At 71.6% G+C, this 21,896-nt stretch carries 17 protein-coding genes and 6 pseudogenes; 14 read left to right on the top strand and 9 right to left on the bottom strand.

Annotated features, from left to right (window positions below; all coding sequences use genetic code 11):
• Positions 1-7 precede the first annotated feature (7 nt).
• From AB0P35_RS33145 to AB0P35_RS33170, 6 genes are all read left to right on the top strand, one after another.
• Positions 8-559: an ATP/GTP-binding protein gene (locus tag AB0P35_RS33145; RefSeq protein WP_363518346.1), complete on the top strand. Its 552-nt coding sequence runs from the start codon at positions 8-10 to the stop codon at positions 557-559.
• Positions 556-1,848 (top strand): cytochrome P450, encoded by a 1,293-nt coding sequence (locus AB0P35_RS33150; protein WP_363518319.1) that lies wholly within the window; start codon positions 556-558, stop codon positions 1,846-1,848. The genes AB0P35_RS33145 and AB0P35_RS33150 overlap by 4 nt, the downstream gene beginning before the upstream one ends.
• Positions 1,849-2,010: 162 nt before the next feature.
• Positions 2,011-3,087, top strand: coding sequence for a polyprenyl synthetase family protein (locus tag AB0P35_RS33155; protein ID WP_363518321.1), 1,077 nt, complete (start codon positions 2,011-2,013; stop codon positions 3,085-3,087).
• Positions 3,084-4,724, top strand: coding sequence for a prenyltransferase/squalene oxidase repeat-containing protein (locus tag AB0P35_RS33160; protein WP_363518323.1), 1,641 nt, complete (start codon positions 3,084-3,086; stop codon positions 4,722-4,724). The genes AB0P35_RS33155 and AB0P35_RS33160 overlap by 4 nt, the downstream gene beginning before the upstream one ends.
• Positions 4,721-6,082, top strand: a complete 1,362-nt coding sequence (locus AB0P35_RS33165; protein WP_363518325.1) for a cytochrome P450 — start codon at positions 4,721-4,723, stop codon at positions 6,080-6,082. Before AB0P35_RS33160 ends, AB0P35_RS33165 begins: the two co-directional genes overlap by 4 nt.
• Positions 6,079-7,044: a hypothetical protein gene (locus tag AB0P35_RS33170; protein ID WP_363518327.1), complete on the top strand. Its 966-nt coding sequence runs from the start codon at positions 6,079-6,081 to the stop codon at positions 7,042-7,044. Before AB0P35_RS33165 ends, AB0P35_RS33170 begins: the two co-directional genes overlap by 4 nt.
• 122 nt (positions 7,045-7,166) lie before the next feature.
• On the opposite strand, the pseudogene AB0P35_RS33175 reads toward AB0P35_RS33170, so the two are convergent.
• The 6 genes and pseudogenes from AB0P35_RS33175 to AB0P35_RS33200 form a co-directional block, all read right to left on the bottom strand.
• A pseudogene (locus tag AB0P35_RS33175) lies at positions 7,167-7,430 on the bottom strand (transposase); the annotation flags it as partial.
• Positions 7,431-7,481: 51 nt separating this feature from the next.
• Entirely contained in the window at positions 7,482-8,141 is a 660-nt protein-coding gene (locus AB0P35_RS33180) for an RICIN domain-containing protein (protein WP_363518329.1), read from the bottom strand.
• Positions 8,142-8,514: 373 nt separating this feature from the next.
• Positions 8,515-8,607, bottom strand: a pseudogene (locus tag AB0P35_RS33185) (IS5/IS1182 family transposase); the annotation flags it as partial.
• Between the two features lie 117 nt (positions 8,608-8,724).
• Complete coding sequence (locus AB0P35_RS33190; RefSeq protein WP_363518331.1) at positions 8,725-9,249, bottom strand: hypothetical protein; 525 nt, start codon at positions 9,247-9,249, stop codon at positions 8,725-8,727.
• Positions 9,240-9,551 carry a hypothetical protein gene (locus AB0P35_RS33195; RefSeq protein WP_363518333.1) on the bottom strand — a complete coding sequence of 104 codons (312 nt, stop codon included), beginning with the start codon at positions 9,549-9,551 and terminating at the stop codon, positions 9,240-9,242. Before AB0P35_RS33195 ends, AB0P35_RS33190 begins: the two co-directional genes overlap by 10 nt.
• Positions 9,552-9,560: 9 nt before the next feature.
• Positions 9,561-9,818 (bottom strand): annotated as a pseudogene (locus tag AB0P35_RS33200) (YbhB/YbcL family Raf kinase inhibitor-like protein); the annotation flags it as partial.
• Between the two features lie 71 nt (positions 9,819-9,889).
• Here AB0P35_RS33200 and AB0P35_RS33205 point away from each other — a divergent pair.
• Positions 9,890-10,246 carry a hypothetical protein gene (locus AB0P35_RS33205; protein WP_363518335.1) on the top strand — a complete coding sequence of 119 codons (357 nt, stop codon included), beginning with the start codon at positions 9,890-9,892 and terminating at the stop codon, positions 10,244-10,246.
• Positions 10,247-10,402: 156 nt separating this feature from the next.
• On the opposite strand, the pseudogene AB0P35_RS33210 reads toward AB0P35_RS33205, so the two are convergent.
• Positions 10,403-10,549, bottom strand: a pseudogene (locus AB0P35_RS33210) (RNA polymerase sigma factor); the annotation flags it as partial.
• Positions 10,550-10,683: 134 nt separating this feature from the next.
• Between AB0P35_RS33210 and AB0P35_RS33215 the strand changes: the two are divergent.
• Entirely contained in the window at positions 10,684-11,229 is a 546-nt protein-coding gene (locus AB0P35_RS33215) for a DinB family protein (RefSeq protein WP_363518337.1), read from the top strand.
• A gap of 109 nt (positions 11,230-11,338) precedes the next feature.
• Here the strand turns inward: AB0P35_RS33215 and AB0P35_RS33220 are convergent, their stop codons facing one another.
• Complete coding sequence (locus AB0P35_RS33220) at positions 11,339-11,854, bottom strand: hypothetical protein (protein WP_363518339.1); 516 nt, start codon at positions 11,852-11,854, stop codon at positions 11,339-11,341.
• A 1,023-nt stretch (positions 11,855-12,877) separates the two neighbouring features.
• On the opposite strand from AB0P35_RS33220, the gene AB0P35_RS33225 reads away from it, so the two are divergent.
• Positions 12,878-13,606: an NAD(P)H-binding protein gene (locus AB0P35_RS33225; RefSeq protein WP_363518341.1), complete on the top strand. Its 729-nt coding sequence runs from the start codon at positions 12,878-12,880 to the stop codon at positions 13,604-13,606.
• Between the two features lie 5 nt (positions 13,607-13,611).
• On the opposite strand, the gene AB0P35_RS33230 is transcribed toward AB0P35_RS33225, so the two are convergent.
• The gene (locus AB0P35_RS33230; RefSeq protein ID WP_363518342.1) at positions 13,612-16,284 is read right to left on the bottom strand and encodes a BTAD domain-containing putative transcriptional regulator; all 2,673 of its coding nucleotides are present in this window, start codon (positions 16,282-16,284) and stop codon (positions 13,612-13,614) included.
• 187 nt (positions 16,285-16,471) lie between these two features.
• On the opposite strand from AB0P35_RS33230, the pseudogene AB0P35_RS33235 reads away from it, so the two are divergent.
• The 5 genes and pseudogenes from AB0P35_RS33235 to AB0P35_RS33255 all read left to right on the top strand — a co-directional run bounded on the left by AB0P35_RS33235 (position 16,472) and on the right by AB0P35_RS33255 (position 21,515).
• Positions 16,472-17,598, top strand: a pseudogene (locus AB0P35_RS33235) (NAD(P)/FAD-dependent oxidoreductase).
• A gap of 5 nt (positions 17,599-17,603) precedes the next feature.
• Positions 17,604-18,056 (top strand): annotated as a pseudogene (locus AB0P35_RS33240) (FAD-dependent monooxygenase); the annotation flags it as partial.
• Positions 18,025-18,504, top strand: coding sequence for a hypothetical protein (locus AB0P35_RS33245; protein WP_363518343.1), 480 nt, complete (start codon positions 18,025-18,027; stop codon positions 18,502-18,504). The pseudogene AB0P35_RS33240 and the gene AB0P35_RS33245, both read left to right, overlap by 32 nt.
• The gene (locus AB0P35_RS33250) at positions 18,501-19,622 is read left to right on the top strand and encodes a DUF6801 domain-containing protein (protein WP_363518348.1); all 1,122 of its coding nucleotides are present in this window, start codon (positions 18,501-18,503) and stop codon (positions 19,620-19,622) included. The genes AB0P35_RS33245 and AB0P35_RS33250 overlap by 4 nt, the downstream gene beginning before the upstream one ends.
• Positions 19,623-20,822: 1,200 nt before the next feature.
• A complete protein-coding gene (locus AB0P35_RS33255) occupies positions 20,823-21,515 on the top strand; it encodes an SDR family oxidoreductase (RefSeq protein WP_363518344.1) in 693 nt (230 codons plus the stop codon).
• Positions 21,516-21,896: the final 381 nt, after the last annotated feature.

Raw genomic sequence — 21,896 nt, forward strand, 5'->3', positions numbered from 1 at the left:
CCAGAGGCTGAAGATCCTGGTGGCAGGCCCCCTCGGCATCGGCAAGACCACCGCGATCAGGACCCTGTCCGAGATCCCGACCTTGCACACCGACGAGGTGATGACCGATGCAGCCGCGTCGGCGGACGACCTCACCCTCGACGGCCTGCGTGGCAAGACGACCACCACGGTCGCCATCGACTTCGGCCGGCTGACCGTGCCGCAGGCCAAGGTGGTCCTGTACCTGTACGGCACCCCCGGGCAGCGCCGCTTCCTGCCCCTGTGGGAGGACATCGCCGACGGCGCCATCGGTGCCCTCGTCCTGGCCGACACCCGCCGCCTGGACCAGTCGTTCGAGGTCATGGATCTCATCGAGGAACGCGGCCTGGATTACGCGGTCGCCGTGAACACGTTCCCGACGTCGCCCGACTACACCCTCGACACCCTGCGCTCCAAGCTCGACCTGGACAAACAGACCCCGCTGGTGACCTGCGACGCCCGGGACAAGAACTCCACCCTGGACGCGCTCATCGCCCTGACCGCCCACCTGATAGCCCGAGCCGGAGACGAATCGCCGTGACCGCCACTCCTCCCGCCACTCCGGTGCGCATACACGGGCCCGAACACGACGCGGACCCCAGGCGAAGCTACGAACTGCTGCGCCTGCAGGGGCCGGTCGGCCTTGCGGAGATCTCCCCCGGCGTCGTCGTCCACCTGGTCACCGACTACCGCGCCGCACTCGATCTGCTCCACGACACGGACACCTGGTCCAAGGACACCCGCCCGTGGATGGACCAGGTCCCGCAGGACAGCCCCATCATGCCGCACGTGCAGTGGCGGCCCAGCTTGTTCTTCGCCGACGGTACGCAGCACGCCCACCTGCGCAGCGTCATCACGGACAGCTTCAGCCTGCTCGACCCGCACGATGTCCGAGACCTGACGTTCCGCTATGCCGACACGCTCCTCGAGCGGTTCGCAAGGGACGGCGAGGTCGACCTGGTCGCCCAGTACGCGAAGCAACTCCCTCTGATGGTCTTCAACGCGCTGTTCGGGATGCCGGACGAGTACGCCCCCCGCCTGCTGAAGGCGCTGAGCGGGATGGTGAGCTCCGATCCCGAGCAGATGGCCGAGGGGGCGCAGTCGCTGAACGAGTACCTGACCAGCCTGTATGCCGCCAAGGTTCAGCAGCGCGGGCACGACCTGACCTCGTGGTTCATCGACCACCCGAACGGGCTGACTCCGGAGGACGTCCTCCAGCAGGTCATCATCGTCCTCGGTGCGGGCAACGAGCCACTGACCAACCTCATCGCCAGCACGCTCGCCCGCATGCTCTCGGACGACCGCTATTTCGGCAGCCTCACCACCGGCAGCCTGCCGATCCAGCACGCGATCGACGAGGCTCTGTGGAACGACTCCCCGCTGGCGAACTACAGCCTTCACTTCCCCCGGTACGAGGTCGAGTTCTACGGCGCGGTCATTCCGGCCGGCGCGCCCGTGATGGTCTCCTACGCGGCCGCGAACTCCTGCCCGCACAGCAACCCGCCGAACCAGGACCACCGCTCCGGAAACAAGGCCCACCTGGCCTTCGCCGCAGGCCCTCACGCCTGCCCGGCCCGCTCCACCGCCGTCCTCGTCGCCACTGCGGCGATCGAACGGCTCACCGCCTATCTGCCCGACATCAAGCTCGCCGTGCCCGCGGCTGAACTGACCTACGGCGGCGGCCCGATCTACCGGAGCCTGACGGCGCTGCCCACCCGGTTCACCCCGCTTCACCCCGCCCAGACGCGCCACCACGAAAGCCCATCCCGGCAGCGGACGTCCGGATCCTCCAAGCCGGCCGCACCCGTCCCGGACCCTCTACCGGCCTAGCAACATCGACAGCACGCGTGCGCACCACCCGGCCACGGCAGAACACCAACGGATCGAAGCATGTTGACGGAGTGTTCTCCGCCACACCGACACCAGGCGTGACGGCTGAAACGCCTGGGGATGTGCGTCCCTGACCACATCTGCTCGCCAAAGGAACATGCATTGGCCGTTCTTGACCACAAGAGACGCGCGGAGTCCACGCTCGACGTCGCACCCCCTCCCGCCGCACTGGACCTCCAGGCCGTGCGGCGGGAGGTCGACACGGCCCTGACCACGTTCCTGGGCACCAAGGAGCAGTCCGCGCCCGGCCCGGAGCTCCCGGCCCTCATAGCCCAGCTGTGCGTGTCCGGCTGGTATGCCGGAGGCGGGCAGGGCGACTGTTCCCCGGCGGTCCGCGCGGCGGCCGGCCTCGAACTCTTCCAGGCGTTCGCCCTCATCCACGACGACGTGATGGACGCCAGCGACGACCGCCGGGGCCGGCCCTCCGCCCACCGTGCACTGGCCGCCGCCTACACCGCCGACGGCGGCCCTGCCGGCCGGGCCGAGGCCCACGGCCTGGGCGCAGCCGTGCTCCTCGGGGACCTGGCGCTGATCTGGTCCGACGAACTCCTGCACGGAGCGAGCCTGGCGGTCCGGACTCCCGAGAAGGTCCTGTCGCTCCTGGACGAGATGCGCGGCGAGGTGGTCTACGGCCAGTACCTCGACCTGCAGACCACCGGCCGGCTGTCCGGCGACGTCGACACCGCGGCGCGGGTGATCCGGTACAAGACGGCCAAGTACACCGTCGAGCGGCCGCTGCACATCGGCGCGGCACTGGCCGGTGCCGGCCCGGGGGTCCAAGCGGCCCTCAGCGCGTTCGCTCTGCCGCTCGGTGACGCTTTCCAGCTCCGCGACGATCTCCTCGGGGTCTTCGGTGATCCCCGGGAGACGGGCAAGCCTGTGCTGGACGACCTGCGCGCGGGCAAGGCCACGGTCCTCATGGCACTCGCCGTTCAGCGGGCCTCCCGGAGCGAGCTGCGGTCGCTGCGAGCACGGTTCGGCAGGCGGAACCTCGACGAGCGGGATGCCGACGTGGTGCGGAGCATCCTCGACCGCACCGGGGCCCGGCAGGCCGTGGAGGAGATGATCCGGACCCGGCGGGACGAAGCCCTGGCTGCCCTCGACCACGCACCTTTCCCGGCCGCCGCCGTCGTGGCGCTGCAGGACATCGCCGGATCCGCGACTGCGAGGCACGCATGAACGAGCACCAGCACGGCGGTGGCGGGACGTCCCTGGCGACCGCCCCGGCCGGCAACCCGCCGGTGAACGACCCCTGCGCAGGGGCGGCGAAGGACCTGATCGACGCGGTCGACGCCGACCCATGGGGCGACGTCCGCCCGTCCCTGTACGAGACGGCCCGCGTGCTGTCCGCGGCGCCGTGGCTGCCCGGCGGACAGGCCCGGATCGATCACCTGCTGAACGAGCAGGCCGCCGACGGCAGCTGGGGCGAGGGGCCCGCGCCCTACCGGCTCCTGCCGACGCTGAGCGCCGTCGAGGCCCTCCTCGCGGTGCTGCAGCGGGAGCTCCTGGCCGGTCGTACGACGGACCGGCTCGCCGCGGCGGCGGCCGGAGGGCTCACCGCGCTCGGCCGTCTGCCGTCGACCGGGCCGTGGCCGGACACCGCGGCCGCCGAGATCCTCGTCCCCGGCCTGGTCGCCGCCGTCAACGAGCACCTCGACCGGCCCGCTGTCGCGGACCTCCCGCACTTCGGCCCCTGGCACCGCGGCCCGCGTCCCGCCGTCCCGGGCGGCTACGACGCCGCCGCACCCGGAGCGGTCGCCCGCAAGTGCCGGGCCGCCGGCGGGATCCCGTTCAAGCTCCACCACACCTTCGAAGGCGTCGCCGGGCACCTCCCGGGAACGCTGCTGCCCGGAGCGGACGGGCTGCTCGGCAGCTCCCCGGCCGCCACCGCGGCCTGGATCGGCGCCGCAGGCCCCGCCGGGCGGCAGCAGCGTGCGGCAGACGAACTCGCCGCCGTGGCGCACCGCTACGGAGGGCTCCTCCCGGAGGCGGCACCGATCACGGTCTTCGAGCGGCTCTGGGTCGCCGCCGCGCTGGCCCGGGCCGGCTTGGCGTCCTCCGGCAAACCCACCCTGCAGAGATGGGCTGGCGAGCTCTACGCCCCCGAAGGCGTCCGGGGCGCACCCGGCCTGATGGTGGACGCCGACGACACCGCCATGGCCGTCCTCGTCGCGGCCCTGGTTGACCGGCCCCGCGACCCCGCCCCTCTCGCCGCGTTCGACAACGGTCACCACTACGACTGCTACATCGGCGAGGACAGCGGCTCCCTCAGCGCCAACGCGCACGCCCTCCAGGCCCTCCACGCCTATCTCCACCACCGCCCGGAGGCCGCGGCGACTCACCGCCCCGTCATCGACCGGGTGGCCGACTGGCTCGTGGACCACCAGCAGCCGCAGGGCCACTGGACCGACAAGTGGCACGCCTCCCCGTACTACGCCACCGAACGGTGCGTCACCGCGCTGGCCCCCCTCCGCGGGTTCCGGCGGCGCCGGGCGGTCGAGGCGGCCGCCGCATGGGTGCTGGCCACGCAGCACGAGGACGGCTCCTGGGGCATCTGGGGCGGCACCGCCGAGGAGACCGCCTACGCCGTGAAGATCCTGCTCAGCGCATCCGGGACGATGCGGCAGCCACAGCACGCCCGCGCGCTGGACCGCGCCGGGGCCTTCCTGGACAGGGCGGCCCGCACGCCCGGCCACCGGCACCCCGCTCTCTGGCACGACAAGACCCTGTACGCACCGCAGGCCATGATCCAGGCCGAGGTCGTCGCAGCCCGCCACCTGCTGCGGACCAGCCATGAAACGGAGTATCTCCCGTGACCGTTGACACGACGACCCCGCCGCACGCACCAGGGCGCCTGCCCGTCGTCGGACACGTGCTACCGCTGCTCCGGGACCGGCTGGCCTTCATGCAGGAAGTGCGCGGCCACGGCGACGTGGTGCAGATCAGGGTCGGCCCGCGGCCCGTGTTCGTCGTCAACTCACCGGAACTCATCCGGGAGATACTCACCGCCCAGTCCGCAAACTTCAGCAAGGGCCGGCTCTTCGACAAGCTCCGCCTGTTCGGCGGATCACCGCTGCCGGTCGCCGATGGACCACATCACCTGCAACGCCGCCGCCTGATGCAGCCAAGCTTCCACCGCGAGCGCATCAACTCCTACATCGACCGGATGGGCACCACCGCGCAGGACGCGCTCCGGGCCTGGGAAGACGGGGCACGGCTCGACGTGCTGCACGAGATGCAGCTCATGACCCAGGGCATCGTCATGTCGGTGCTGTTCTCCACCATCCCCGGCCGCGATCCGGCGCAGGCCATCATGAGCAGCGTCGACACCGTCTTCCAGGCCGCCATCCGGCGCGCCGTTGTGCCCGTCTCCGGCTGGGAACGCCTGGATCTCCCAGGCAACCGCAGGCTCCGGGCCGCAAATGCGCTGCTGCGCCGTACCGTCAGTGACATCGTCACCGCCCGCCGGGCGGACCCCGATGCCCACGACGACATCGTCTCCCTGCTCCTGGAAGCCCGCGACGAGGAGGGCCTTCCCCTGGACGACGAGGAGATCCTGTCCGAGATCACCGGCCTGCTGGCCGCAGGCTCCGAAACCGCCGCCGTCACCATGGCGTGGCTCTTCCACGAACTGGGCCGCAACCCCGGCCTGGAGGAACGGCTGCACCAGGAGGTCGACGCCGTGCTGGCCGGCGGCCAGCCCACCGCCGACCACCTCCCCCGGCTCGATCTCACCCGCAGACTCGTCACCGAGACACTGCGCCTGCACAACGCCGCCTGGATCGTGACCCGCCGGGCCACCGTCCCGGTGCGGCTCGGCGCCGCGCTCCTGCCCGCCGGGGCCGACCTGGTGTGGAGCCCGTACGCGCTCCACCGGGACCCGGAGCTGCACCCCGACCCGCTGCGGTTCGACCCGGACCGCTGGCTTCCCGAGCGACCCCAGCCTCCCCGGGGCGCGTACATCCCCTTCGGCGCAGGAAAGCGCATGTGCATCGGCGACGGGTTCACCTGGGCCGAGACAACGGTCCTGACCGCCCTCATCGCCTCCCGCTGGACACTGCGGCACGCACCCGGCACCACCGTCCGGCCCGTACCCGCCATCACCGTCCACCCCTCCTCCCTCCACATGATCGCCGAGGCCAGAGGACACGCAGCGGCACGGGAGGCGGCGTGACCACCACCGATCGGACGGGTATCGCCGCCCTGCCCATGCCCGACCTCTCCCGCACCTTCCCCGGTCCCTTCCCGGCCAGCCCGCACGCGGACCACATCCAGGCGCACGTGGGGCAATGGCTCCAGCGGTTCCCGCTCATCGGTCCGCACGACGCACGACGCACCCTCTGCGACATCGTGGCGCACGGGGTGGCCCGGACCTTTCCCACCGCCGGGCCGGACGGCCTCTTCCTGTGCGCGGACCTCTTCCTGTGGCTCACCGCGTTCGACGACACCTACGGCGAGGCGACGGCGGCAGGCAGCCCGGCCCCACTGGTGCGCCGGATCCAGGGTTGCGTCCACCTCCTGGCCGACGGCGAACCACCCGGCGACACCGACCCGTTCGACGAAGCACTCCAAGACCTCCTCGTGAGGCTGCGAACCCGGGCCACGACCGCCCAGTACCTGCGGGTCACCGGGTACCTCAGGGACGTCCTCTTCGGCATCCTCTGGGAAGCGCACCACCTGACCGAACCCGATCACGTCAGGATGCAGGACTACCGCACGATGCGCCCCCACACCGTGCTCGCGCGGACCCTCATCGCCGTTGCCGAAGTCGTTCTGCGGTACGAGCTACCGGAAGAAGCGCGAAACTCCCAGGCAGTGCGGCAAGCAGAGTCGGCCGTCGCCGACCTCGCCGGCGTGCTGAACGACCTCGGCTCCTACGCGAGGGAATCCGCCAAGGGCATCCCGAACTCGCTGAACCTCATCTCGCTGATCAGGAGAGAGCAGAACTGCGACATCCCCACCGCATACGCAGCAGCTTCCCTCCTGGGGGAAGAGCGCGCCGCGACTGCCCGGCACGGGATCGGCGAACTCACGGCCAGCAACTCGGCCCCGCTGGCGCAGCATGCCGGGGCCTTGGAATCCATCGCCTGCTCCTACATCTGGCACATCGACCACGCCCGCTACAGGAAGGCCTGAGCCCGCCACGCGCACGCCGAACGGACGTGGGCATCGAACGGGCTTCATGGCCGGGTGGCCTCCTGGTTGGGTCTGTCCATTGAAGGCTCTGTCTCGTAATCGGTGGTAGCGCTCTGTGGCGATCACCGAAGGAGGATGCGGTGGCGGACCAGGGGGAACCCGGCTCGGCCGTGCATCTGCCTCGTCATCCGTTTGGCTCGCGTGTTGACTCCCTCGGTGCGGCCGTTGTGGAACGGGAGGGTGAGTCCGGCGTCGACGGCGGCCCGGTCGAGTTCCAGGCCGTTCGTGAAGGAGTGCAGGTGGGGCAGGTCGACGGAGCGAACTGACGTGATCCACTCGGTGAGCTTGGCGTCGTTGCCCTCTGTCGGCGTCAGCAGTTGCGCGAACTCTCCGGTCAGGCGGGCGTTCGGCCAGCTGACCGGGTCCATTTCGGGCGATCAGTGCCAGTAGTGGTCGTTCCAGGTGCCGCACGGCCACTGGATGATCTTCTCGCCGGCGGTGGTGCTGGCGCCGGGGACGGCCAGGCACTGGCCACTGTTGTGGTTCACGATGTGGAGCCGGTTGGTGGAGTCCAGCACGAAGGCCCAGTAATGGTCGCTCCAGGTGCCGCAGGGCCACTGGATGACCTGGGTGCCGGCCGTGGTGCTGGCGCCGGGGACGGCCAGGCACTGCTGGCTGTTGTAGTTCTGGACGTGGTACCAGTAGACGCCGGTGGAGTCCTTGAACTGGTAATAGGCGGACCAGTAGTGGTCCTTCCAGCTGCCGCACGGCCACTGGATCAGCCCGGTGCCGGCAGCGGTGCTGCCGCCCGGGACGGCCAGGCACTGGTTGCTGTTGTTGTTGACGATGTGGTCGTAGGCCCCGTTGAAGCCGAGGCTCTGGACGGCCTTGTCGCCGCCACCGGTCGAAAGCAGGGCTTCCAGCTGCTCCGGGGAGAGCGAGGTCGATCCCCGCAGGGCGTCCTGGACGGTGCCGCCCACTTGGGCGGCCTTCACCGCCGCGGCGGTGCCGGCGGCGGTGAAGGCGAACGCCGCGACGGTGAGCACCGTCACCGCGGCCCGTGCGAGACGACCGGGTACGTACACGTTGATCCTCAAGGCGACTCCTGTCGGATGGGTTACCAGGGCGTGCCGGCCGGAGAGTGCCGATGCCACGCTCCCCCGCCCGGCTGGCACCCACCCAACCCCCGCCGGGCACCCATCCAACACTCACAAATTAGCCATGTTCACGACAGCACAGAGGGCGACGGTCGGTCGGCCCGCGAGGGTGCTCGTGGATGTGGCGGTAGGACTCAGGTGCCGTCGGGCAGCGCGCCTTGGTCGGCGGAGGCGCCTCCGCGCACTCGGGGACGATGATCCGCTGGGCGGTGATCGGTGTGATGGTCCGCCGGCTTGCCCGGGGCCGAACAGCGAACCGGCAGGGCCGACGGCTCCTTGCCTGTTCGAGTCAGGTGTCGCAGCTACGTCCCAGCCGGGGGTTGAGCGCCAGCAACGGCCCGATGCGCCCGGCGATCCGGTCGGCTGCCGACTTGGACACGCCGAACAGCGGAGAAAGCTGTCGCAGGATTCTTCACGCGGCTGCGCCTCCAGGACTCAGACGAGGTTCGGTGCGACCGGCGAGCGGGCCGCAGTCGCGGCCGCCGGTTCGGCGCGGCGCTCATTTAACTCGGATGGATCGTGATCAGCCCAGTTGCGCGTAGGTCCCGGCCGCGGTGAACGCCTCGTCGATGGCTTGAGGAGCTCGGCCAGGCGGCGGGTGCCGGTCGCGCCGATCGGCCCAGAGCCCGACGCAGTGTTCGTCGGTCTCGACCTCGATCCGCTCGCGCGCCGCGGTGCCCGCGTCGGTCACGGTTCCGTCGGTCTCCAGCCAGCCGCAGGCGACGAGACGTTCGGTGGCTGCAGCCCATTCCTCGTCGTCCCATTGCCGGGTGGCGCGCACGATCGGCGTCGGGAGCCGGCCGGTAGCGGTGTGGATGACGTTGCAGTCGCACGGTCCGAGGCGGTTGTGGGCGAGGACGACGAGGTGCGAGTCGCCGCGCCACTCGCGCAGCACGGTGACCTGCTGCCACAGTGCAGTCAGCGGGTCGGGTGGCAGGGGGACGGATGCGTTGGCCGCGGACAGCGGTTTGCCGGCGTAGTCGGCCGCGGCGACTTCGGGGTCGATCAGCGATCGCGCCTCGACTATCTGATCGCCCGTCAGGCCCACCCCGGCGCGCCGTAGCGCGTGCTCGGCGGCCGTGTAGCGGGCGGTCTGCCACCGCTCGGGCGACGCGGCGTCCCATACGCCTGCCATCGATCGCACCGCCCGGGGCTGAAGTTGTAGAAGGTCGCGAGCGTGACCTGCCACGCGACCGCGCCCATCGGTGCCGAGCGGAACGCGAAGTAGGCCGGGGCGCGATCGGTCACGCCGAGCTCGGCGGCCTGCCGGGCGGATTCCGGGACGAGGTAGATGAACCGGTGGCCCGCGTTGATGGCGAGGCTGATGTCGCGGACGGCGGTGATGTTCATGTGTGGCTCTCAGTTCGGGAGTTCGGCGGTGGAGGTCGGCCCCGCCCGGCCGAAGGTGTGGCCGGACATCGTGGAGCCCAGGTAGGCCGGTGTGGACTCGGCCGGGATGCCGATGCGTTCGAGGTCCAGCGCCTGCACCCCAACGAAGTGGCGGTGCAGGCCGCGGCCGGCGGGCGGTGCGGCAGGGAGGAAGCGGGCCGCGCGGACGCCGTCCGGCAGCTGAACGGCCCCTGCGGGCAGGCCCGAACCGGCATCGTCGCCGGCGCCATCTGCCGCGGCACCGCGCCCGCCGGAATTTCGCTTCTGCGCGATGTCGCAGGTCGGATGCGGTGCGGCGCATGCCGGGCGCCCTTCGCGCCGACGTGGCCGAGGTCCTCGGCATCCTCCTCGCCGATGACGACCCCGCGCACGTCGCTCTCCGCCTGCAGATCCCCCACCTGAGCGTGCACGCCAGCTGCACATGCGGCTGCGGCACCACCTACTTCGGCCTCGACCGGGGCGCCGTCGAACCGCCGCCCTCCGAACCCGGCACGAGGGTCGCAGCCCAGGCGCTCATCCACACCACGGACGGCACCTGCCCGGGAGAAGTCCTCGCCTTCACCACGTCCGGCTACCTGTCCTGGCTGGAGGTCAGCTCGTGGGACGACGACACCGACGTCACCCTCGGCCTCGCCCGCCGATCGCTCCACCGCTGACCCTCCCTCCCCACCCGAATCCCCGCGAACGCAACCACCGGGCAAACCGGCCGGGCGCGCGCGGCCCGGCGGCTCCCAGGGCGGGGCCGTCCCGGGGCCGGTGACAGAGAGACAGGTTCCATCGGCCCGACGGCACCCGGGAACGGGTACCGACGACGCCTTCAGCCGCTGCTTCGCCCGACTGATCCGCTGCGCCATCGTCGCCTCGGGAACGAGGTAGGCCGCCGTGATCTGCGCAGTCGTCAGACCCCCGACCGCCCGCAGCGCCAACGCAATCGTCGAAGCCGGCGTGGGTGCCGGATGGCGCCTGACGATCCGCGGCCCTCCCCCGGGACCAACTGTTCTGAATCTCCTCGGCATTCAGGTCGGGAACTGACCTCAATGCCCCCTAGCGTAGCTCTTGACCGACAGAGCAGAACCGACAGAAGGCGGACACCTTGAGCGAGATCCGGACCACCGACAAGCCCACCACCGCGCCCACCGGCGAGCGGGCCGACCTGCTGGTGGCGCTGGCCAAGCAGCGTCACTTCCTGCGCTTCACCACCCGTGACCTGACCGACGAGCAGGCCGGCCGGCGGACCACCGACAGCGAGCTGTGTCTGGGCGGACTGATCAAGCACGTCGCCTCGGTCGAGCGGACCTGGGCAGCCTTCATCCTGGAGGGCCCGTCGGCGATGCCCGACTTCACCGCCATGACCGAGGCCGACTTCGCCCGCCGGGCCGACGAGTTCCGGATGCTGCCCGGCGAGACCCTCGCCGACGTGCTGGCCGACTACGAGGAGGTCGCCCGCCGCACCGACGACCTGGTCGCCACTCTCCCGGACCTGGACGCCTCCCAGCCGCTGCCGAAGGCCCCGTGGTTCGCCGACGACAGCTGGTCGGCGCGCCGCGTCCTGCTGCACGTCGTCGCCGAGACCGCGCAGCACGCCGGTCACGCCGACATCATCCGCGAGTCCCTGGACGGCGCGAAGAGCATGGGCTGACCCCGACCAAACGTGCGCGGCCCCGAGCGCAGCCGGCGCAACGGGGCCGCTCACGGGCACGGCGGCGGAGACGGGACGGCACGTTCCCGGGCCGAGCAGTCGGCGGTGCCTAGCGGCCCGCGGCTACGTCGCGGGCGTCGGCGTCCGCCAGGTCCAGGGCTGCCAGGGCCTTCTTCACGTCGTCGTCCGCTGCGGAGGCCGGCCCGTCCAGCACGTCCCGGGAGTAGTGGAGCACCGCGATGTCGGCTTCGGAGAAGTCGTGGTCCCAGCGGTGGAAGGCCTCGCTGACGTGGTCGGTGCCGAGGAGGACCTTCGCGGCCTGCGAGTGGATGTCGCCCCGGTTCTGCTCGTACGTGCGGAAGGTCTGGTACCAGACGGCCGTCGCGAGGAGTTCGCCGCGGGAGACCGTGTGTTGTCCGTCGGTGAATTGCTTCCGGAGTGCCGCGTCGGCCGCCAGCAGGACCGCGGACGCATTCCTGTCCACGGCCGCGAAGTGCGAGCGGTCGGCCGCCGTGGTCCCGGTGGCCGCGGCGGTCGGCTGTGCGGTTCGCCCGGCCGGGGCCGCCGTGCAGGCGGAGAGCAGGACGACGCTCGCGGCAGCGGCCAGAAGAAACGCTCGGGGCACGGTCAACCTCGTGGCAGGGGGCGGGGCGGAGGAGTTCCGCGCGAGCGTAGCGGCGTGCGGATCATGGCGGCCAGCGGATTTCACCTACGCCCGCGCCTCGGCGCTCGGGCGCAGCCCTACCCACGCCGGGGGCGGGACGGCCCCCGGAACCCGTGTGATCGGCTGCGGTCCGGCGGCGAGGATGCGGGAGTCCGGGCATCGCAGGTCCGGGCATCGCGAGGGGGAGGCACAGTGGGTCAGGGAACGGTGGCGCTGAGGGCGCGGCGGGGAGCATGGGCCCGTCATGCGCACGGTGCTGCGGCAGGAGGCGCAGCGGGTGGTTCTGGTCGACCGGGTGGCGCTGCGGCCCGAGGCCGAGAACGAGGACGTGCGTACGGTCGATCTGCGGGACGCGGAGGCTGCGGAGTCCGCGCTGGCGGGCGCCGATCAGGTGCTCCAACTCGGCGGTGTGGCGGACGAGGCGCCGCTCACCGACCTCCTCGGACGTCAATGTGCTCGGCACCCACCACGTGCTGGAGGCGGCGCGACGTCTGGGCATCGGACGGGTGGTGCTGGCGAGCAGCAACCGTGTGACCGGCTTCTACCCGGTCGCTGTCCTCGCAGGGCTACCAGGGACGCTGACATGACTGTCCATCAGCGGAACTGCGCCCCCGTGCCGGTGGCCTGCATGCGATCGTCGGCCACGGGCTCAGGCGACGTCCACGGCGGCGACGCACTGCAGGACCTCTCCGCGGTCCCGCGCGGCTGCGAGGCCGTCCTCGAAGACGTCAGCTCGGCGCGCGGGTGCCAGCCCGCCGGGCTCGGCCGGCACGGATCTCTCAGATCTCAGAGGGATGGCGGGTGGCCTCAGGCTTACGGCGTGCTCAGCCACGCGCTGATGCGGGCCATCGCGGGAGAGTCGGAGGCGGACGCAACGTCCTGAACCAGATCGGCTGACGAGACGGCGCGTAGCGCTTCCGCATGCCACGCTCGCATAGGGCGCATATGCCATATTTCGGGCATGCCCCCGACGGAAGGCATGTCATGAAGTTCGCAGTCATCGGCGGTACCGGGCTGATCGGGTCGCAGGTCGTCAAGAATCTGAACGCCGCCGGGCACGCGGCGGTACCGCACTCGCAGTCCACCGGAGTCGACGTCATCAGCGGCCAGGGACTGGACGAGGCGGTGGCGGGAGCCGACGTCGTCGTCAACCTGACGAACTCCCCGACCTTCGACGAAGCCTCCCCGGCGTTCTTCCAAACCTCGATGGACAACCTCCTGGCCGCGGCCCAGAAGGGCGGCGTCGGCCACTTCGTCATCCTCTCGATCGTCGGCGCGGACCAGGTGCCGGAGCTGGACTACTACCGTGCCAAGGTGCTCCAGGAGAACATCCTCGCGGCCGGACCGATCCCCTACTCGATCGTCCGGGCGACGCAGTTCATGGAGTTCATGGACGCCGTCCTGTCCTGGACCGCCGACAGCGACACGGTCCGGCTGCCAGCCACGCCGATCCAGCCGATCGCCTCCAAGGACGTGGCCAACGCGGTGGCAGAAGTCGCCGCAGGCGCCCCGCTGGATGGCATTCACAACATCGCCGGCCCCGAGATCTTCTCCCTGGACGAGCTGGGCAGGATCACCCTGTCCCGCAAGGGCGACAACCGTACCGTCGTCATCGACCCCACCGCCGGCATGTTCGCCGTCGTCAAGGGTGATGTCCTCACCGACAAGAACGCCCACCTCGCCCCCACCCGCTACGCCGACGGGCTCTCCTGACTCGCTCACGCCGTCTCAGGCGCGCAGGCAGCAGAGAGCCAAGCCCTGGCCCGTCGTGGGTGATGACAAGAACTCGTGGGAGTCAGCCACGAGCGAGTGGCTGGCGCGCCGCGGCAGCCGGTGCGGTTGGTCTGTGGCATCACCGGGGCGGGCCACTGGTCGCCACGTCGCTTGCCCGGCCGAGTGGCTGGTTGCGGATCAGCGCGGCCGCCGGTCCCGGGACAGCCGGGCGGGGTCGGCCTCGGTCGCGGCCGTCGTGTGGTCCAGCTGCCAGCCTTCTCCGTACGCTGCGGCGAAGGAGTCTGCGCCCAGTGCGGCCCGCGCGCTGCGGGTGAGGTCACGCACCTGCGGGTCGGTGCGGTCGTGCGTGCCGCGCAGGCGAGAGGCTGCCCCGAGCCGGACTGCGGCTTGGTGATGCAGGTCGAGTGCGTCGGCGAGGGCGGCCGTATGGACCGCCACGACGGCCAGGACGGGCAGGTCCCGGGTCCGCAGTGCCGCCGCGTGGGCCATCCGTCAGCGCCTTCTGCGCGCCGGTCGGGTTGCCCGTTCGCAGGCGGAACGAGGCGCGTGCGGTACCGATGAGCGTCCGTGCGTGGTCCCCGGGGAAAGTGGGCCGCGTCGGAGGTCCGGCCCAGCATCTGCCAGTACCAGGTCAGATCCAGGGCGAGCGAGAGGGCTCCGGGGGCGTCGTCGGTGTCGCATCGCCGGCGCAGTGCGGCGAGCGTGTTGTCGTACTCGGCGCCGATCACGCGCACCGCTGCCGACTGGGCGGGCCCGCGCAGCTGGGGGTCGTAGCGGGCCATCAGACCGGCGAAGTGTCCGGCGGCCAGGTCACGGACGGTGCCGAGGTCGTCCGTGCCGGCCAGCCGCTCCGTGCCGTACTCCCGCAGCGTCTCCAGCATCCGATAGCGGCCCGGCTCGGGCGCCAGCTGCAGCAGCGACCGGTCGACCAGGGCCGCGAGCAGGTCGGGGACGTCAGAGGTCGGCACCACCGTACCGGCGCAGACGGCGGCGGCCGAGGCCGAAGTGACACCGCCGGGCAGGACCGAGACGCGATCGGCGACCGTGCGTTCGTGCTCACTGAGCAGGTCCCAGCTCCAGGCGATGACCGCGCCGAGGCTCCGATGCCGGGGCAGCGCGGTCCGGCTGCCGGTGGTGAGCAGCCGGAACCGGTCGGACAGCCCGTCGGCCAGCTCGGGCAGCGACAGCGTCCGCAGCCGGGCCACGGCCAGTTCGAGAGCCAGCGGCATCCCGTCCAGGGCGCGCACCACCTGCCGGGTCTCGGGCAGCGTCGCCTCGTTGACCTCGAAGCCGGGGCACACGGCTGCGGCCCGCTCGGCGAACAGGCGTACGGCCTCTGCCCTCCGGGCCTGCTCGACATCGTCGCCGGGGCCGGGCAGTGTGAGCGGGCCGAGCGGCACCAGCGCCTCGCCGTCGACCGCGAGGGGCTCGCGGCTGGTGGCCAGGACGCTCAGCCCGGGGCAACGCGAAAGCAGCGCCGTGATCAGGTGGGCCACGGCGTCGATCAGGTGCTCGCAGTTGTCCATGAGCAGCAGGCTCTCCCGGCCACCGAGCCGGCCGACGAGTACGTCCACTTCGTCGCCCTCGCCGCGGGTCCGGGCCTCGATCGCGCCGCCACGCAGCCCGGTCCCGGCGAGCAGGGTCATGCCCACCTTGGCGGGCTCGGTGACCGAGGCGAGGTCGATCATCCAGGCTCCGTCGCGGTACGCCTGGCTCCGGCGGCGGGCGGCCTCGATCGCGAGCCGGGTCTTGCCGGCACCACCGGGGCCGAGCACGGTGACCAGACGCCCCGCGGCGAGCAGCGCGTCGATCCGGGCGAGGTCGTCGCGGCGCCCGACGAAACCGGTCAGCGGCGCGGGCAGGTGGCCGGCCGCGGTCCGTGAGGGGCCGGCGGCCGGGGCCGGCTGCTCGGCGCGCAGCAGGCGCGCGTGGCGCTCGCGCAAGGCGGCGCCCGGGTCGGTGCCGAGTTCGGCGGCCAGGGCTTCGCGGACCTGCTCGTACCGGGCCAGTGCCTCGGCCCGGCGGCCCTGGGCGGCGAGCGCGTCCAGCAGCAGCGCGGCCGCCCGCTCATGGACGGGGTGGTCGGCGAGAAGTGCGGTCAGCCGGGCGGCGGCGGCATCGGCACGGCCCAGGGACACCTCGGCGTCGGCGAGGCCGACCACGGCCTCGACCGAGGTGTGGGCCAGCCCGGTCGCGACGGCGGGCGCCACCGGGGCGACGGCCGTCGGCTCGGTGCCCGGGTGATCGCTCCACAGTGCCACGGCCTCGCCGAGCACGGCCGCCGCGGCATGACGGTCGCCGGCGCGCAGACGGTCCCGGCCGACGGCGGCGAGCTGCTCGAACCGCAGCGCGTCCACGTCGGACGCGGCCACGTGCAGCCGGTAGCCGCCCGTGGCCTGCGTGACGTAACCGGCCGAGCCCAGGGTCCGGCGCAGCCGTGAGACGAGGGCCTGCAAGGCGTGGGCGGGGTCGGCCGGCGGCTTTTCGGCCCAGATCGCGTCGACCAACACGCCCGGTGGGACCGGGCGACCGCCGGCGAGGGCCAGCCGTACGACCAGAGCCTGCAGCCGCGCCCCCGCGACGGGCAGCACGGCGTCGCCGCGACTCGCCCGGAACTCGCCGAGCAGCGTGATGTGAAGCCGCGTGTCGCCGTCCATTCCCCGATCTTCCGCTACGCGGGCATGGGTCCCCAAACTGCGTTGACCCGGCTTCCGGTTGGCACGACTGCGTCAGCGCCGTGTGAGCCCCGTGTGAGCGGCCCGCGTCACCGTTGGAGTGCCTGCCTTTCCGCAGGTGACCGACCGTACTTCGCCGGGCGGTCCGATCCCTTGAGGAGCCGGCATCATGAACAGCCCTGTCACGATCATCGGCGCCGGACTCGGCGGGCTCGTCCTGGCCCGCGTCCTGCACGTCAACGGCATCCCGTCCAGGGTCTACGAGGCCGACCCCGCCCCGGACGCGCGCAAGCAGGGCGGAATGCTCGACATCCACGACTACAACGGGCAGCTCGCCCTCCAGGCGGCCGATCTGACGGACGAGTTCCACGCCATCGTCGTCGAGGGCCGCCAGACGATGCGGGTCCTCGACACGGACGGGACCGTCCTGATGGACAGGGCCGACGCGACGGCGGCCGCCCCGAGGTGATGCGCGGTGCCCTGCGACAGATGCTGCTCGACTCGCTCCCGGCCGGCACCGTCCGGTGGGACCACAAGGCCGGCGGCGTCCGTGCGCTCGGAAAGGGCGGCCACGAGGTGACGTTCGCGTGCGGGTGCACCGTGGTCACGAGCCTGCTGGTCGGCACGGACGGCGCGTGGTCACGGGTCCGCCCGCTGCTCTGCGACGCCATCCCCGAGTACGCCGGCACCTCGTTCGTCGAGACCTACCTCTTCGAGGCCGACACCCGGCACGCCGCCGCCGCGAAGGCGGTCGGCGGCGGGTCGATGATCGCGCCCTCGCCGGGCAAGGAGATCTCCGCCCACCGGGAGAGCGGCGCCACCCTGCACACCTACGCGCAACTCACCCGGGAGCGGGACTGGTTCGCGGCCATCGACTTCACCGATTCCGCCGCGGCCGCCGCGCGGATCGCGCAGGAGTTCCAGGGCTGGGCGCCGGAACTCACCGCGCTGATCACCGACACCGACACCGCACCGGTACTGCGCCCCCACTACGCCCTGCCGACCGGGCTCCGGTGGGACCGGGTGCCGGGCGTGACCCTGCTCGGCGACGCCGCACACCTCGCGGCCCCGAACGGCGAGGGCGCCAACCTGGCCATGCTCGACGGCGCCGAACTCGGCAAGGCCCTCGCCGCGCACCCCGACGACGTCGAGGCCGCGCTCGGCGCGTACGAGGAGGCCATGTTCCTGCGCCCCGCCGAAGAGGTCATGTTCGACGGCGCCGAGGTCCAGAGGATCGACTCCGGGGCCAACACGGCGCAGAGCCTGGTCGACATGATCAACGGACAGACACGGTGAGCCCCCTGTACGACGTGGCGATCGTCGGGGCCGGCCCGGTCGGTCTGTTCCTCGCCTGCGAGCTCGGCCTGGCGGGCTGCTCCGTCCTGGTGCTGGAGCGGGAGCCGACGCTCCGCTCCCCGTGGAAGGCGGATCCACTGGGGATGCGGGGCCTGTCCGCCGCGTCGGTCGCGGCGTTCCACCGCCGCGGCATGCTGCACCCGCTGCTGACGGCCTCGGGCGTCGCCGACGTCCCCGGTGCGGACTCCGACAGTGACGAGCCGCAACCCCCGCGAAGCGCGGGCCACTTCGCCGGCATGATGCTCGATCCGGCCGACGTCGATGTCACCGCCCTACCGTTCCGGTTGCCCGGCCCGGCGTCCGAGGGCGTGATGACGAACCTCGAAGCGGTCGAGACGGTGCTGTCCGAGCGGGCGGCCGAGGTCGGTGTGGAGGTCAGACGCGGCGTCACCGTCTCGGGCGGCCGAATCCGTCGTCAGCCCCGCCGACCTGCTGCACATCGACCGCCGCAACGTCGCCTACCACCTGCTCACCTGGGCACTCGTCCTCGGCATCGGCGTCGGCCTGCTCAACGGCATCGTGTACGGGCCGCTGCGCGACTTCGAGGTCGGCCTCGTGTTCGGACTGGAGGCCGCGTTCGGCGCCGGGCTCGGCTACGGACTCAGCCTGACCGCCTGGGGCCAGTGGGTGGCACTGGCCCGCATCTGGCTGCCGCTCACGGGGCAACTGCCCTGGGCGCTGATCGCCTTCCTGGACGACGCCCACCAGCGCGGCGTGCTCCGCCAGGTCGGCGCGGTCTACCAGTTCCGCCACGCCTGGATCCAGCGCCACCTGACCCGCAGCCACCAGCAGCGCCACGGCCGCCGACAGCGCCGACGCGGCCACCCGACGGAAGGGACACGATGAGCGCCGAATCCCGTACGCACCGCCCGAGCAGGCGCACCCGGCGCGCGGCCGTCGCCGCAACCGCCACCGCCCTCGTCGGCACCCTCGCCACCGCCCCCGCGGCCGCCCGGCCCGCCGCCCCCACCCTGCACTACACCTGCTTCTTCCCGACCATCGGCGGACAAGCCATCACCGCCAGGATCTCCGCGGACATCCCGGCCACCCTGCCGGCCGGCGAGTCCAGCCCGGCCTTCGCCATCCGGGCGGCCGCCACCGTCGAGGCCTCCTTCACCCTCGGCCTGCGCTACGTCCTCTGGGTACGCACCATCGAAGGCTCGGTCGACGCCGAAACCCGCGTCCTCGCCCCGCAGGACGAGACCGCCGTCCCCGTCCACCTCACCATCACCCGCACCGCCGTCCCCGCCTCCGGCGCCTTCGAAATCCCCGCCACCGGCAACGCGCCCCGGCTCTCCTTCACCCGCCCCGGCACCGGACGCGTGACCGCCGGCGACTTCACCCTCCACCTCGTGCCCAAGGACGCCGAGGGCAACCTGGCCGGGCCCGGCCAGGTCGACGTCCCCTGCACCCTGAACGCCGGCCAGGACAACACCGTCGCCCCCTTCGAGGTCACCCCCGCGAAAGCATCCCCCACCCCGTCCCCCACCGCTCCTTCGTCCGCCCCGGCCCCGTCCTCGCAAGCCCGGCCACCACCCCACCCGGGCCGGACGCCTCTGCCGTCGCAACCACCGCCTCCTCCGGCATCACCCCGCCGGCTCCTCCACCGCCAGCGTCCGCCCCCACCACGTCCGCCCCCACCGCGACCGGCGCCCCGAGGGCGCCAACCGCCCACCCCCAGGGCGCCGGCCTGGTCACCGCCGCGATCGCCGCAGCCATCGCCGCTGCCATTGCCGCTGCCGCCGTCCTCCACCGGCGATCCAAGCGCCGTGGAGCATCCGAGCCCTCGTCCTGACCATCCGCGATACTCGGCCACACCCGGCCCGACGAATGCCCCCGTTGTCGGAGCGCGCCGATTGCCCACGCAGCATCGACAGGATCAGTGCCCATCGCGCGTGGAATCGCGCATTCCCACAGGACCCAGTGCCCGTCGAAGCGCGGGCCCCACACCGGCACTGGCCTGACCTGCGGGCGTTGTGGGCTCGCCGCGTCGTCGTCCGGAATGACAGGCACAGCACCCGACCGACGGGCGCCGGAGTACTCGAGCGGGAGGTAGCCCGGTCCCTGGGACGGGTGTTGTGGCCAGTGCCTACCTGGACGGGATTGCTTCGAGTAGGGCCAGGACCTGTTGGACGATGCAGCCTTCTTGTTCGACGGGGTAGCCCCTGCGAAGGCAGCCTGCAGCCAGCGCGGCCGCAGGTGAGAGGAGCATGGCGCGCAGGTCACCCCACACGGGGCGCACCGCGTCCACCATCTGCCGGTGGCAATAGCCCTCCGGCTGCCCACCCCTGCCCTCCAACCACCCCGGCACAGGCATCGCGTCGCGCACGACCGCCCACTCCGCGTCGCTCATGTCGGACGGATACCTCGGTCGCCTGTGCGGCCGGTTCCCGGCGTTCCCGAACCGGTGAGCGAGACAATCACACTCACGAGCAGCCGAGTTGGAGTCGGCGCATGCGAGGGCGCACAACTGCGGCAACAGGGCCTCCTGGCGCGCTCATGGTCTTCGACAAACCCGAGCTGCACCAGAGGCCCTGCCTTCATGCAGGGCACGCCACAAGATCACCCGACCGAGTCGCCACAATCGAACGGATGCTCACCAAGATCGGTACGACAATGGCTTCCAAGGGTCAAACACCTGTTCCCTTGGCCAAGATCGTGGACAGTCACGAGACGGGTCTAGCGCCGGCTGGCAGCCACCTTCGTGGCGCCGACACAACGGTTCGAGCCTGCCCACCGAGGGACAGACAGACACCTGACCTGGGAAGACTTGACCCTACCTTCGGATTGGGAATCGCTTCTCAGCACCGTCAATTCGCTGACCCTGGGGCTTGCTTCGGAGTGGCCGGTGGCGTTCGCCGCCGAGGCGATAGGCAGGCGGACACCACTCGTGATGCTGCCGAGCGTCAACTCCGCGCTGGCGGCGCGTCCGTAGTTTGGAAGAAGCGTCGAGACGTTGCGCGGGGCCGGCGTGCGGGTGCTGTACGGGGAAGGCGAGTTCGTGCCGAAGGCGCCGAAGGAAAGCGATCGGGCGGCGTACCCGTGGGAGGTGGCGCTGGGGGCGGTGGAGCAGGCCTGGGTGGTGGAGTCGGGGCTATAGTGCAGGCGTTCTGGGGACAGTCGGTAAGGCCGTGCCCCGACCGCATCGCCGAGGAGGCCGTCCGATGGGACCCGTCACGCTGATCACCGGGGGCTCGACCGGCATTGGTGCCGCCACCGCCCGCGCCCTGCTCAAGGAGGGCCACCGGGTGGCCGTCACCGGACGGGACGCGGACAAGCTGGCCGCCTTCGCCGCCACGGCCGGAGCGGGCGAGCGGCTGCTGACGATCACCGGAGACACCAGCGACGAGCACGACGTCGCCGCCGCCGTGCGCCGCGTGGTGGACACCTGGGGCCGGCTGGACAACGTCATTGCCAACGCCGGGTTCTCGCTGCCCGGGAACCTGGAGAGCCACACCCCCGAGGACATGCGGGCCATGGTCCTCACCAACGTCCTGGGCCCGGCGCTGCTGGTGCGGGAGACCCTGCCGCAGCTCAGGGACTCCAAGGGCCGGATCGTGCTGATGGGTTCGGTCGCGGGAGTGCGCCACACGCCCGGCAACCTGTACTCGGTCACCAAATGGGCCGTGCACGCGCTGGCCGAGAACACCCGGCTGCTGGTCGGCCAGGACGGGGTCGGCGTGACCGTCGTCGCTCCCGGGGTGGTGGACACCCCGTTCTGGGACGAGCGCGGCGGCAGCCCCGAGACGGCGCTGACTGCCGAGCAGATCGCGAACACGATCGTCTTCGCCCTCAACCAGCCTGCGGGCGTGGACATCAACCACATCACCATGCGGCCGACCGGGCAGCTCGGCTGAGCATGCTGTTAGAAGCGATTCCCAATCCGAAGGTAGGGTCAAGTTTTTCCCAGGTCAGGTGCCTGTCTGTCCCTCGGTAGGCATACTCGAACCGTTGTGTCGGCGCGGGACTGGCCCCGCAGTGTCCTGGCACCCGAGTTGTGCGGGAGGCCCCACTTCCATTGCCCAGCTGGTGCGGCACAGCGCGATCACCGTATGTGAGTCACGGATCACCTCGCCAGATCCTGCGCTCAGCCACCGAGGGAAGTGCTCAGTCACACAAGATCGAGATCTACAGCTGGAGTATTAGGGCCTGTGTGAGGTTGTGATCAATTGAGTGGTCGCACGAGGTCGTCTATCCAGATCATCGAGGCGCGGAGGTAGAGGCCTGCAAGGTAGCTC

The organism is Kitasatospora sp. NPDC085879, from assembly GCF_040686255.1.
Classification (GTDB): domain Bacteria; phylum Actinomycetota; class Actinomycetes; order Streptomycetales; family Streptomycetaceae; genus Kitasatospora.

Bases quoted from the DNA above. Each gene is read 5' to 3' on its own strand.
- AB0P35_RS33160 (WP_363518323.1), top strand. From the start codon at position 3,084: ATGAACGAGCACCAGCACGGCGGTGGCGGGACGTCCCTGGCGACCGCC.
- AB0P35_RS33195 (WP_363518333.1), bottom strand. From the start codon at position 9,551: ATGAACATCACCGCCGTCCGCGACATCAGCCTCGCCATCAACGCGGGC.
- AB0P35_RS33205 (WP_363518335.1), top strand. From the start codon at position 9,890: ATGCCGGGCGCCCTTCGCGCCGACGTGGCCGAGGTCCTCGGCATCCTC.
- AB0P35_RS33225 (WP_363518341.1), top strand. From the start codon at position 12,878: ATGAAGTTCGCAGTCATCGGCGGTACCGGGCTGATCGGGTCGCAGGTC.
- AB0P35_RS33230 (WP_363518342.1), bottom strand. From the start codon at position 16,284: ATGGACGGCGACACGCGGCTTCACATCACGCTGCTCGGCGAGTTCCGG.
- AB0P35_RS33250 (WP_363518348.1), top strand. From the start codon at position 18,501: ATGAGCGCCGAATCCCGTACGCACCGCCCGAGCAGGCGCACCCGGCGC.
- AB0P35_RS33255 (WP_363518344.1), top strand. From the start codon at position 20,823: ATGGGACCCGTCACGCTGATCACCGGGGGCTCGACCGGCATTGGTGCC.